The following is a 13,187-nucleotide window of genomic DNA, read 5'->3' as shown; positions in this document are numbered from 1 at the left end:
TTTTCTGCATCTTGACCGGGGGGGCGATCCGGGCAAAACCGGCTTTGGTCAGATTGCTGACCCCGCTCACCAATCAATGTAGTCATGCCTGTGCAAAGTCGGGCGATGCCCTGTGTGACAGGCGGGCATTAGATCAGCAGCGCCGGAAAATCCGGTGTCCGGCTTGCGCGCAGCCCGCACCAGAGGTGCCCCATACAGCATCCAAGCCCTGCAAGGCGGGGCGTCCCGCTATGCATTTTTGGCGGTACTCCCTGACAGCCGGCAGGCCTATCTGGGGGTCAGGGAAGAGACAACAAGGATTAAAGGCACTTCAAAATGACCTACCAGACCACCATGACAACAAATGGCTTCGGCACCTCCGCACGGGCGGTGTTGGCACATGTCGGTGCGTTCTTCAGCATCATCGGGAAATCCATGATCGCAAGCTCGACCGGCCAGCGCCGGCTTGATGAGGTAACTGCGCTGCAGGCCAAATCAGACGCCGAACTGGCCGCGATGAACATCAAGCGCGACGACATCGTGCACCACGTCTTCAAGGACCTCTACGGCTTCTGAGACGAACGACATTCAGTTGCCAAAGCGTCATGCGAAAAACCTGAAACACGTAACGCTGCCTGAAACCGGAGATTTCAACGCGTTCCGTGATGCATGATGCTTCAGGACTTTCGACAGACGCTATAGATCAACGGCCCGGAGCCGTGCCGCCCAAAAAGCCGCACGCCGGGCCGTTTTCATGTCCGGGGGGTTGATTGCTTGACACCGCCAGTGCCAGACGCCAACGCTGCCGCATGATGGATTTGCGCCCTGTCGGTTATGTTGTCGGCCTCCTTGTGGGGGTACTGGGCCTTGCCATGATCGTGCCGCTTCTGGTGGATCTGGCCGAAGGGCGCGGCCATGTCATCGTCTTTGTCGAAGCCGGTCTGATCACCACCGCGGCAGGCGGCATGATGGCGCTGGCCTGTGCAAACGGGGTCCGGCAGGGGCTGACCATCCAGCAGACCTTTCTTCTGACCACCGGCGTCTGGGTGATGCTGCCGATCTTCGGCGCCTTGCCCTTCATGCTGGGCGAAACCCAGTCCAGTTTCACCAATGCGGTCTTTGAGGCGATGTCGGGTCTGACCACGACAGGGGCCACGGTGCTGACCGGGCTGGACGTGCTGCCCAAGGGGCTTTTGCTGTGGCGCGGCATCCTGCAGTGGCTGGGCGGGATCGGCATCATCGTCGTGGCCATGGTCTTCCTGCCCGAACTCAAGGTCGGGGGCATGCAGATCTTCAAATCCGAAGCCTTTGACACCTTTGGCAAGATCCTGCCCCGCGCGGGGCAGATCGCCACCCAGATCTCGGTGATCTATCTGTGGCTGACCGTGGCCTGCGTGCTGAGCTATCTGGCCCTGGGCATGAACACCTTCGATGCGACCGTGCATGCGCTGACCACGATCTCCACCGGGGGCTTTGCCAATTACGACGCCTCCTTCGGTCGGTTCACCGGGGCGCCGGAATATGTGGCCAGCCTGTTCATGGTCCTCGCCGCGATGCCCTTTGTGCGCTACGTCCAGCTGATCAACGGCAACCCGCTGGCGCTGCACCGCGATCCGCAGGTGCGTGGCTTTGTCCTGACCATCGCCGTGCTGGTCCTGGTGATGGTCCTGACGCTGCAACATGTGTTTCCGCACCATCTGGAACAGAGCTTTCGCGAGGCGCTGTTCAACATCACCTCGATCATCTCGGGCACCGGCTATGCCTCGGTCGATTACATGACATGGGGGCCCTTCGCGGTCGCCCTGTTCTTTTTCATCGGGCTGATCGGCGGCTGCGCCGGCTCCACTGCCTGTTCGATCAAGATTTTCCGCTATCAGCTTCTGTTTGCCTCGATCCGTGCGCAGCTGGGCCGGATCCGGTCGCCGCATGCCATTTTCACCCCGCGGTATGACGGGCGGCCCGTGGGGCCGGATGTGCTGTCGTCGGTGATGTCCTTCTTCATGTTCTTCGTGGTGACACTGGGCCTTGTTTCCGTGGCGCTCAGCATGACGGGGCTGGATTTCGTCACCTCGGTATCCGGGGCTGGGGCGGCACTGGCCAACATCGGCCCCGGTCTGGGTGATATCATCGGGCCTGCGGGCAATTTCAGCAGTCTCAACGATACCGCCAAATGGATATTGATCTTTGCCATGCTGCTGGGCCGGTTGGAGCTGATGGTGGTTTACGTTCTGTTTACGGTAAGTTTCTGGAGGGCCTGATGGCTGATACGACGACGCGGCCATTGGGTGCGCAGATTTCACATATGCTCAAGGATCGCGGGGTCGATGTGATCTTTGGCATTCCGGGGGTGCACAATCAGGAAATGTACCGCGGCATCGAAGAGGCGGGCATCACCCATGTGCTGGCGCGCCACGAACAGGGGGCGGGTTTCATGGCCGACGGCTATGCCCGGGCCACCGGGAAACCGGGGGTGGCCTATGTGATCACCGGGCCGGGCCTGTGCAACATCATGACCCCGATGGGGCAGGCCTATAGCGACTCGGTGCCGATGCTGGTGATCTCATCCTGTCTGGACGAGGTGGCGGCACGGCGTGGGCAGTTGCACCAGATGAAGGACCAGCGCGGCGCGGCGGAAACCGTCTGCGACTGGTCGGAGGAGGCGCGCACCGCCGGGGCGGCCTATGCGCTGGTTGACCGGGCATGGGCCGAGTTCAGCGCAAAACGCCCGCGTCCCAAGCACATCCAGGTGCCGATTGCACAGCTGGAGGCGACGGCAGCCGCAGCACCCGCGCCGATGCCGCCCACCCCGGTTGCGGGGGGACGGCCGATGGACATCGAAAAAGCGCAGCAAATGCTGGCCGGGGCGCGCAAGCCGATGTTCATTTTCGGCGGGGGCGCGCGGGCAGGGGCCGATGCCGCCCGCAAGCTGGTGCGCAAACTGGGCGCGGCCAGCTTTACCACCTATGCCGGACGGGGGGTGATCGACCCCGATGCACCGCTGCATTTCGGCAGCTACCTGTCGCGGCCCGAGTCTGCCGGGGTGATCGCGCAGGCGGATGCCGTGATCGCCGTCGGCACGGAGCTGGCCGAGGTGGATCTGTGGCGCGCGCAGCTTGGCCATGACGCACCGATGTTGCGGGTTGATCTGGATACCGAAAGCCTCACCGACCCGGCGCGCGCGGCCTGGCACGTGCCGTCTGACGCTGCCGGTTTCCTCGCTGCCCTGGAGCGGGCCCTGGAAGAGGAAGCCCCCCGGAGCAGCGGCTGGACGCCGGAGGAGGTCACCCGGGCGCGGCACAAATGGCGTACCGAGGTGGATGCGGAATATCCCGGTGTCCTGCGGGTGGCCGAGGCCTTGCAGGCCTGTCTGCCGCAGGATGCCATGATCTATTCCGACATGACGCAGTTTGCCTATGCCGCGAAAGAGGTCTGGAACATGGACCGCCCGGGCCACTGGCACCATCCATATGGCTTCGGGACGCTGGGCTATGCCCTGCCTGCGGCCATCGGCGGGGCCATCGGACGGCCCGGCCTGCCGACACTGGCGATCATGGGGGACTATGGGTTCCATTATACCATGGCCGAGCTGGGCGTGGCGGTGGAACTGGGGCTCAGCCTGCCGATCATCCTGTGGGACAACGGAAAGCTGGGCGCGATCGAGGCCAGCATGGTGGGGGCGCAGATTGCGCCCAATGCGGTGGTCGCGCGCAACCCCGATTTCATGAAACTGGCCGAGGCCTTTGGCGCGGGGGCGGTGCGGCCGGCGGGCCTGCCGGAACTGCAGACGGCCGTGGCGGCGGCGTTCCGGGCGGATGGCCCGACGCTGATCTACGTCACGCCCGACATAGCAGATTGAGACGATTTTTTTGAAAAAATCGGTCCGGAGTTTTTGAAAACTCCGGTTGGGGTGCCATGAAAATGGCCGGGGCTTGTCGGTGCGGGGCGGTGGCGTGGGCGGCGTTCCGCGCGGATGGTCCAACGCCGATCTGCGTTATGTCCGGCATCGCCGCTTGAGACGATTTTTTTGAAAAAATCGGTCCGGAGTTTTTGAAAACTCCGGTTGGGATGTCATGAAAATGACCGGGGCTTGTCAGTGCTGGGCGGTGGAGACGGTCGCTTTCTGCGCTGATGGTCCGATGCCGGTCTGCGTTATGTCCGGCATCGCCGCTTGAGACGATTTTTTTGAAAAAATCGGTCCGGAGTTTTTGAAAACTCCGGGCCGACTCTCCCCAGGCGTTATTCCCAGCAGCTGACCAATACCGTCATGCCCTGTGCGTTCAGGCGCAGGTCACGTGGTGCGATGGCGCCTGTGCGCTCTCCCGCCTTCAGGGTCAGGCCGGCCGTTGTGGCCAGTTCCGCGATCACCGCTGAATCGACCGCAAAATTCACGTTCTCCGGCAATTCCTGCGCGCCGGTGGCACGCGGCAGCAACATGCCCATGACATTGCCGCTGGCATCGAAAACCGGGCCGCCGACGTCACCGGCCTGTGCACCAAGCGCCAGACGTCGCAGCATCTCCTCGCCCTGCAGCCCGCGCACGTCCGACAGCGTGCCAAAGGTCAGCGTCGCCGCCGACAGGACACCTTCATAGGAATAGCCCGCGACAGAGATTTCCGATTGCAGGCGGGGGGTGCCGATGCCGAATTCGGCAATCGCGATGGGGGCCAGCGCCTCGCGCGGTTTCAGGATGGCGACCCCGCTGGCACTGTCATTGGCGATCACATCGGCTTCGGTATCGCCGTCGATGGTCAGCCGGCCACAGCCTTGCACCGCCTCGGAGGTGGTGGCGACACTGCCATTGGCATCGACAAAGAAGCCGGAGCGCGCGATCTTGGGCTGACGCACCTGCAGGCCCGCGACCAGGTCGATGGCCTGTTCCTCGTTGCTGCCCGCCGCGGGGTCGAGCACGCCGGGCAGACGGATCAGGCTTTTCGACATTTCCGCAATGACCCGGCGGCGGCGTTCCTCGTCGCCTGCGGGCCAGATCAGCGTGAAGCCCTTGATATGGCCATCTTCCAGCGACACCTGGGTCTGGCTGATGATGCTGCCGTTTTCGCCGATCAGCTCGAAAGAGCTGTTCTTGCGGTCACGCGGGCCGTTCAGCGGCACGATCTCCAGGGTCTGCATGATGTCATAGAGGCCGAACAATGTGTTCTGATCCCCGGCCTGGCTGATCAGAAGCACCCGCGCGCCGATGTCGCCGGTGCTGTTGTACTGCACGAAAGGGGGTTCGTATTTGTCCAGCGCCACCTCTGCGGTGGGCATCATGATCTCGATCCCGGCCTTGTCGTCCCGGACCATCCGCAGCCCGAGCCCTTCCAGCACCGCGTTATATTGCTTCAGCAGGTCGGCGCGCTGCAGGGTGGTCAGCACGCCGGTCTCCTCATAGCCGTTGGCGGCCTGCCATTGGGCCATGGAGTTGCGCGTGCCGCGGCCAAAGGCGCCGTCGATGCTGGCATTGTAGAAACCCGCCCATTGCAGCGCGATCTGCAGATCGCGGCGTTCCTGCGCGTCAAGCAGACGCTCGGACAGGCGGGCCTCTTGCGGTGTCTCATCGGCGGGTTCGGGCTCCGGCGCGGGGGTGGGGGCCTCGGCCAGCGGTTCCGGTGTTGCCTCCGGTGTCGCATCCGGTGTTGTCGTCACCACCGTGGACGGCGTGTCGATCACCCCGCTGTTCAGCACATTGGCACCCACCGGCCAGAACTGCTGGTTGAACCGGCTACTCAGCTGGATGAAGCTGTCGCGCGGCACCAGCCCGTCGCGGACATAGGTGCGCAGGACCTGTTCCGCGTCCGAGCGGCGGTAGGGGCCAACGGCGATGCCGTACCAGCCGCCGCCAAGTGAAAACCCGTTCACATCCTCAAGCAGGGTGGTATAGGCGCGCGCCCGGTCGGTCGCCGCCGCCAGGCTGGGCTGCGCCTCGATCTGGACCCAGACAACCTCGTCTGCGGCCTGGGCCTGCACGGGACGGGTCGCGGGGGGAGCAAAGGACAGGGTCGCGGCGCAAACAGCCAGAACAAGACGGATCATCGGGGCGTGTACTTTCACTGAATCAAAATCCGGCGCAGATAAGCAGGAAACCGCCACGAATGCTATGGCTGATGGTCTCCTATTTTATCACAATGCCGCAATTGACGCCCCAGGGTGACAGCCGTAGGAATGGCGCGCATAGAAAGAGGTCCTCCAAATGTCCGTAAACCCCGATGCGCCGCGTTCTTTCCAGGCAATCATTCTTGCCTTGCAGGGCTATTGGGCGCGCCACGGCTGCGCCATCCTGCAGCCCTATGACATGGAGGTGGGGGCCGGTACTTTCCATCCTGCCACAACTCTGCGCAGCCTGGGCACCCAGCCCTGGACGGCGGCCTATGTTCAGCCGTCGCGCCGCCCCACGGACGGGCGCTATGGCGAGAACCCGAACCGGTTGCAGCATTATTATCAATATCAGGTGCTGATCAAACCCAGCCCGCCCAATCTGCAGGAGCTGTATCTCGGCTCGCTTGAGGCGATCGGGATCAACATGGAGCTGCATGACATCCGCTTTGTCGAGGATGACTGGGAAAGCCCCACGCTGGGCGCCTGGGGTCTGGGCTGGGAGGTCTGGTGCGACGGCATGGAGGTCAGCCAGTTCACCTATTTCCAGCAGGTCGGCGGGCACGACTGCCACCCCGTTTCGGGCGAGCTGACCTATGGGCTTGAGCGGCTGGCGATGTATGTGCTGGGCGTGGATCACGTGATGGACATGCCCTTCAACGACCCCGACGCGCCGATTCCGCTGACCTATGCGGATGTGTTCAAGCAAACGGAAGAGGAATATGCGCGCTGGAACTTCGACACCGCCAATACCGAGGTGCTGCTGCGCCAGTTCGAAGAGGCGGAAGCCCATTGCAGGCATATCCTCGACCAGCCCGCCCGGGACCCCAAGACCGGCAAGCGCATTGTCATGGCGCATCCGGCCTATGACCAATGCATCAAGGCCTCCCATATGTTCAACCTGCTGGACGCGCGCGGCGTGATCAGCGTGACGGAACGGCAGGCCTATATCGGGCGGGTGCGTGCGCTGGCCAAGATGTGCGCCGATGCCTTTGTGCAGACCCGCGCAGGCGGCTGGACAGAGGACGCGGCGTGAGCGGCAAGATCATAGGGATTGTCATCTTGGTATCTGCATTGGTCGCGGGCGGGGTGCTTTATTACCTGCAGGTCTACGGGTTCTATGACGAAGTGCGGCAGGACAGCGTTTCGCTGGTGTCTTTGACATCGCAGCAGCCCGAAGCCATCCCGGCCGAGGGGATCACCGCCATTGACGCCGACAGTTCGCCGATCCGGTTCCGCGCCTGTTTCACCACGCCGCTGAGCCTGCCTTTCCTGACCGAAAGCTATGTCCTGCTGGACAGCGCCACGCCGCGCAATGCGCCGGGCTGGTTTTCCTGCTTTGACGCCGCCGCCATCGGTGCAGCGCTTGAAGAGGGCCGCGCGCTGGCCTTCATGGGGCAGAAGAACGTCCATTACGGCGTGGACCGCATCGTCGCGATCACCGAAGACGGGCAGGGCTATGTCTGGCACGAGCTGAACGACTGCGGTGAAAAGGCCTATGATGGCACCGTGGTGGGCGAGGAATGCCCGCCCGCGCCATCGTCTGTGACGCAATAGGCGCGGCTCGGCTCGTCTGAACGCTGAACATGCCCCGGTCCTGCGAACATCTGGAAGGCTGGCCTGGGGCGCGGAGGCAGATCAACCGCAGCCGCAAATGAAGACATGTCATTTTTGACATGTCTTCATTTGGGTGGTGTCTGCATCCAGCCGAGCCATGCGATTGCGCATGCCGGATCGACGAAGGGTTTGAATGGGCTGAAGGTTTTCGCGCAACCTGCGGTGAGGGGGCGGAAGTATTTGAGTCAGCAGCGTTTCGGGAGATCTTTGAGGCAGATCGCCACTGTCTTGAGAACAACAGGCGCGGCGACGGGAACCACGAGATTCGCCCCGGATCAGCGGCCCCAAGGCGGAAACACCGGCAAAAGCCGCCCCGGGGTCGCGGCGGGGTCTGGACGGCGGGGGATGCGCCCGTTATCCCTCGGCCACGTTCCCAACCGAAGTGTGACCTGTGCCAGACCTGCTGATCGAACTCTTCTCCGAAGAAATCCCCGCCCGGATGCAAAAACGTGCCGCCGCCGACCTGCAGAAGCTGGTCACGGATGGTCTGGTCGAGGCCGGTCTGACCTATGCCCATGCCGCCGCCTTTTCCACGCCGCGCCGCCTGACGCTGGCGCTTGAGGGGATGCTGGATGCCAGCCCCCGCACGGTGGAGGAACGCAAGGGGCCGAAGGCCGACGCGCCTGAAAAGGCCATCGAAGGTTTCCTGCGCGGTGCCGGTGTCACCCGCGACCAGCTGGAAGAACGGGAAACGCCCAAGGGCAACATCCTTTTCGCCCGGATCGAAAAACCGGGCCGCCCGGCTGCTGACATCGTGGCGGAAGTGCTGGAACAGGCGATCCGCAATTTCCCCTGGCCGAAATCCATGCGCTGGGGCAATGGCACTCTGAAATGGGTGCGCCCGCTGCATTCCATCATCTGCCTGATGAGCGATGAAGGCGGGGCGACCGTCGTTCCGCTTGAGGTTGATGGCATCACAGCGGGCAACAGCACGCGCGGCCACCGTTTTCTGGCGCCTGACGCGATCACGGTCGCAGGGTTCGAGGATTACGAGGCAAAGCTGAAGCGCGCCTTTGTCGTGCTGAACCCGCAGGAACGCGCCGATGCGATCTGGCACGACGCCACCAATGCCGCCTTTGCCGCCGGGATGGAGGTGGTCGAGGATGCGGGCCTGCTGGCCGAGGTTGCGGGGCTGGTGGAATGGCCGGTGGTCTTGATGGGGCCGATTGCGGATGATTTCCTCGACCTGCCGCCGGAGGTGCTGCAAACCTCCATGCGCGAGCATCAGAAGTTCTTTTCCGTGAAGAACCCCAAGACGGGCCGGATCGAAAAGTTCATCACCGTTGCCAACCGCACCACGGCGGACGAGGGCGCGTCCATTCTGGCGGGCAATGAAAAGGTGCTGTCGGCGCGGCTGTCGGACGCCAAGTTCTTTTGGGAAAACGACCTGCGCGTGGCGACATCCGAAAAGGGGATGGAGACCTGGGTGGACAACCTGTCCAATGTCACTTTCCATAACAAGCTGGGCACCCAGGCCGAGCTGATCGACCGCATGGCGACACTGGCCCGCGAACTGGCCCCGATGGTCGGCGCGGACCCTGACGAGGCGGAAGCGGCGGCACGCGTGGCCAAGGCGGACCTCAGGTCCGAAATGGTCTATGAATTCCCCGAATTGCAGGGCCTCATGGGCAGCTACTACGCCCGCGCCGCAGGCCACTCCGACGCCATCGCCAACGCCGCGAACGACCACTACGCGCCGCTGGGGCCATCGGATGATGTGCCGACCGCGCCCGTGTCGGTGGCCGTGGCGCTGGCCGAGAAGATCGACAAGCTGACCGGGTTCTGGGCGATCGACGAGAAGCCCACCGGGAGCAAGGACCCCTTCGCGCTGCGGCGAGCCGCACTGGGGGTTATTCGGGTGCTCGTGGAGAATGGGCTGAGCGTTCCTGTCGAATCCATAGTCCGAGCGGCAGTTGCGCGCCTGCACCAGAAAATTGGAGCAGGTGCAGGTTGGGTTTACTGGGCGAAATGGAATGATCCCTACGGAACACACCGTGTAATTGTCTCCTCTGAAACTTCAATTGCTTGGGCGGAGAGTCGCGATAGCCGAAACGATTTCGCAACCTACTATGAGAAGCAACCTTTGCCCTTTAAAGAAGGAATGGATCTTTTCGAGAAGTTGGAAAGCCCGGAAATTGGAAGGATCGGGCCTAATAAGCTACAAACATCTAGCTGGGTAGTTCCGGACCTCCTCTCCTTCCTCCACGACCGCCTCAAGGTCTATCTCAAGGATCAGGGCATCCGCCACGACGTGATCGACGCCTGCATCGCCATGCCCGGCAACGACGACCTGACCCTCCTCGTCAAACGTGCCAAAGCCCTCTCCGAGACGCTGAAAACCGATGACGGCGAAAACCTGATCCAGGGCTTCAAACGCGCGAACAACATCCTGACCCAGGCGGAAGAGGCCGATGGCGTCGAATATTCCTTTGGCGCGGACATCAAATACGCCGAGGACGACGCGGAACGCGCATTGTTTGCGGCCCTCGATCAGGCAGAGGCGCAGATCAAACCGGCGATGGAGGCGCAGGACTTTGCCGCCGCCATGTCCGCCATGGCCGCCCTGCGTGACCCGATTGATGCGTTTTTCAAAGCGGTGCAGGTCAATTCCGACAATGGCATGGTGCGCCGCAACCGCCTGAACCTGCTCAGCCGGATCCGCAGCATCTGTACCTCCGTCGCGGATCTGACGAAGATCGAGGGTTAAGCGCCCATCCTCCCCGGGGCGACCCGGGGAGGGCGATCCACCGCCAGCGGTTCCCCGCGAGACAGCGCCAGCCCATCGTCACTCTTGCCACGAAGCCGCAAGGCCCTATGCTGCGATGAAACCCAAAGGTGCTGCAGTGCAGAATAATCCCGATACCACCCTCGTCACGGCCACTGCGCCCATCGCCAACGAAAGCCACGGTGGTCGCGCCAAATGCCTGCAACGGCTGGTGCGTCTGGACTTGCCGGTGCCGCGCACCGTTGCCCTGTCCTTTGACGCGGTACACCGGCTGGGCGACGCGCAATTGCCAAATGTCGATGCGGTGGTGGCGGAATTCCCCGAAGATGCCATGCTCTGCGTGCGCCCCTCCAGCGAAGACCCGGACTGGGGCGGGCCGGGGGCGGTGCTGAACATCGGGATCAATGACGCGCGGCTCAAGGAATTGTCCAAATCCCTGGGCGAAGAGGCCGCCGCCGGGCTTTATACCCGTTTCGTGCAATCCTACGCGGTCAATGTGGCGCGGCTGGACCCCGACATGTTCGACGATGTGAACGGCGATGGCCGCGCCGCGCTGGCGCAGTCGCTGCAGGCCTATGAACAGGAAACGGAAGAGGCCTTTCCCCAGGACCGCACCACCCAGCTCTCGGCGGTGCTGCGGTCGATGGCGCGGGCCTGGAACGGCACATCGGCCCGCCTGCTGCGTCAGGCCAAGGGCGCGCCTGCCGATGCCGGGCTGGGGCTGGTGGTGCAGGAAATGGCCTTTGGCGTCGGCTCGGGGCAATGCGGCTCTGGCGTGCTGCAACTGGTCAACAGCGACACCGGCGCGCCGCAGATCACCGGGCGCTACCTGAGCCAGTCGCAGGGGCGCGACGCGCTGGAAGGCGATGCGGCAGCGCTGTACCTGACCAAGGACCCGCGCGGCGAGTCGCTGGAGGAACTGGCACCGGAGGCCTTTGCCGAGCTGACCGAACATGCCGCCCTGATGCGCAGGAAGCTGCGCGAGGAAATGCAGGTGGAATTCGTCATTGAGGACGGGCGCCTGCATATTCTGGACGGCGTGCGCGTGGCGCGGTCCTCGCGGGCGGCGGTGCGCATCTCCGTGGCCCTGGCGGATGACAAGATCATCACGCGGGAGGAAGCCCTGATGCGGGTACAGCCCCGCACGCTGACCGAATTGCTGCACCGGCAGGTGGACCCGCGCACCAAGCGCGACGTGATCGGGCGCGGCATTGCCGCCAGCCCCGGTGCCGCCACCGGCAAGATCGTCTTTACCGCGACAGAGGCGCAGGCAAGTGCCGCGCGGGGCGAAGCCTGTATCCTGATCCGGCGCGAAACCTCGCCCGAGGATATTCGCGGCATGCATGCCGCCGCCGCCGTGCTGACAGAGCGGGGCGGCATCACCAGCCATGCCGCCGTGATCGGGCGCGGCATCGGTCTGCCCTGCGTGGTGGGGGCCTCCAACATGCGGTTCAACCTGCGCAAGGGCCAGATCACCGCATCGGACGGGCGGACATTCTCCACCGGGGACGAGATCACCGTGGACGGCTCCAACGGTCAGGTGCTGGCCGGGGCCGCCCAGATGCGCGAAGCGGCGCTTGACGATACTTTCAACCGGCTGATGACCTGGGCCGAGGAGGTGGCGGACATCAAGATCCGTGCCAATGCCGACACCCCCGCCGATGCCCAGACCGCGCGCAATTTCAACGCCCATGGCATCGGGCTGTGCCGGACGGAACATATGTTCTTTGATCCCGGCCGCCTGACGGTGATGCGCGAGATGATCTTTGCCGAAACCGGGGAGGATCGGCGCGCGGTGCTGGAGCGGCTGCTGCCGATGCAGCGCGACGACTTTACCCAGTTGTTCCGCATCATGCAGGGCCAGCCGGTCTGCATCCGGCTGTTCGACCCGCCGCTGCATGAATTCCTGCCCGGTGACAAGGCCGGCCAGCGCGAGCTGGCGGAGGCGCTGAACCTGCCCCTGTCCGACGTGATCCGGCGGGTCGAGGGGCTGAGCGAATACAACCCGATGCTGGGGATGCGCGGTGTGCGCCTGGGCGTGACGGTGCCGGAAATCTACGAGATGCAGGCCCGCGCGATCTTTGAGGCGACCATTGCCGCCAGCCGCGATGGCGAGCCGGTGGTGCCCGAGGTGATGATCCCGCTGGTCAGCGCCCGCCGCGAGGTGGAGCTGATCAAGACCTCCGTCGATGCCATCGCCGCCGCCGTGCGCAACGAAACCGGGGTGCAGTTCACCTATCGCCTCGGCGTGATGGTCGAAACGCCCCGGGCCGCTCTGCGGGCAGGCGAAATCGCGCCCCATTGTTCCTTTCTCAGCTTCGGCACCAATGACCTGACACAGATGACCTATGGGCTGTCGCGCGACGATGCGGGGCGGTTCATGTCGAATTATGTCCAGCAGGGCGTTTTCCCGGAAGACCCGTTTCACGTGCTTGATACGGACGGGGTAGGGGAGCTGCTGCAACTGGGCGCGGAACGTGGCCGCAAGGCCCGTCCGGGCATCACCTTGTCGATCTGCGGGGAACATGGCGGCAACCCCGAATCAATCGCTTTTTGCCGCGCGGTGGGATTTGACTATGTTTCCTGCTCGCCGTTTCGCGTACCGGTTGCACGGCTTGCGGCCGCGCAATTGGCGATCGGCCACAAGATCGGGTAGCAGGCGGTATTCCGCCATCTAGCACTTGACGTCCAATATGTCGCACGGGCCGATGGGTTTACGCGCGGCCCATTCTTGGCTAGGCCCGCCCCAACCGAAATAACATAATGGGGGCGCAGG

At 63.6% G+C, this 13,187-nt stretch carries 8 protein-coding genes; 7 read left to right on the top strand and 1 reads right to left on the bottom strand.

Translation table 11 applies throughout. The features are described from left to right. The first annotated feature begins 315 nt into the window (after window positions 1-315). The 3 genes from ACWNZ3_RS12215 (at window position 316) to ACWNZ3_RS12205 (ending at window position 3,835) form a co-directional block, all read left to right on the top strand. Window positions 316-555, top strand: coding sequence for a hypothetical protein (locus tag ACWNZ3_RS12215; protein ID WP_240313087.1), 240 nt, complete (start codon window positions 316-318; stop codon window positions 553-555). 233 nt (window positions 556-788) lie between these two features. Continuing rightward, on the top strand, window positions 789-2,237 hold the full coding sequence (locus tag ACWNZ3_RS12210; protein ID WP_269363795.1) for a TrkH family potassium uptake protein: 1,449 nt from the start codon (window positions 789-791) through the stop codon (window positions 2,235-2,237). Beyond that, window positions 2,237-3,835 (top strand): 5-guanidino-2-oxopentanoate decarboxylase, encoded by a 1,599-nt coding sequence (locus tag ACWNZ3_RS12205; protein WP_496900102.1) that lies wholly within the window; start codon window positions 2,237-2,239, stop codon window positions 3,833-3,835. The genes ACWNZ3_RS12210 and ACWNZ3_RS12205 overlap by 1 nt, the downstream gene beginning before the upstream one ends. A 380-nt stretch (window positions 3,836-4,215) precedes the next feature. Here ACWNZ3_RS12205 and ACWNZ3_RS12200 read toward each other — a convergent pair whose 3' ends face one another. Beyond that, on the bottom strand, window positions 4,216-6,009 hold the full coding sequence (locus ACWNZ3_RS12200) for a serine protease (protein ID WP_496900101.1): 1,794 nt from the start codon (window positions 6,007-6,009) through the stop codon (window positions 4,216-4,218). Window positions 6,010-6,166: 157 nt separating this feature from the next. Between ACWNZ3_RS12200 and ACWNZ3_RS12195 the strand changes: the two genes are divergently transcribed. The 4 genes from ACWNZ3_RS12195 (at window position 6,167) to ACWNZ3_RS12180 (ending at window position 13,067) form a co-directional block, all read left to right on the top strand. Then, window positions 6,167-7,105 carry a glycine--tRNA ligase subunit alpha gene (locus ACWNZ3_RS12195; RefSeq protein WP_496900100.1) on the top strand — a complete coding sequence of 313 codons (939 nt, stop codon included), beginning with the start codon at window positions 6,167-6,169 and terminating at the stop codon, window positions 7,103-7,105. Then, window positions 7,102-7,626 carry a DUF6446 family protein gene (locus ACWNZ3_RS12190; protein WP_496900099.1) on the top strand — a complete coding sequence of 175 codons (525 nt, stop codon included), beginning with the start codon at window positions 7,102-7,104 and terminating at the stop codon, window positions 7,624-7,626. The genes ACWNZ3_RS12195 and ACWNZ3_RS12190 overlap by 4 nt, the downstream gene beginning before the upstream one ends. A 451-nt stretch (window positions 7,627-8,077) precedes the next feature. Next, the gene (gene glyS / locus ACWNZ3_RS12185; RefSeq protein WP_496900098.1) at window positions 8,078-10,393 is read left to right on the top strand and encodes a glycine--tRNA ligase subunit beta; all 2,316 of its coding nucleotides are present in this window, start codon (window positions 8,078-8,080) and stop codon (window positions 10,391-10,393) included. Between the two features lie 115 nt (window positions 10,394-10,508). Further along, window positions 10,509-13,067: a putative PEP-binding protein gene (locus tag ACWNZ3_RS12180; RefSeq protein WP_269363782.1), complete on the top strand. Its 2,559-nt coding sequence runs from the start codon at window positions 10,509-10,511 to the stop codon at window positions 13,065-13,067. Window positions 13,068-13,187 lie beyond the last annotated feature (120 nt).

Source organism: Sulfitobacter sp. IGS-18, assembly GCF_059628195.1.
The sequence above is the reverse complement of the archived record's forward strand: the minus strand, read 5'-3'. Positions and strand labels throughout refer to the sequence as shown.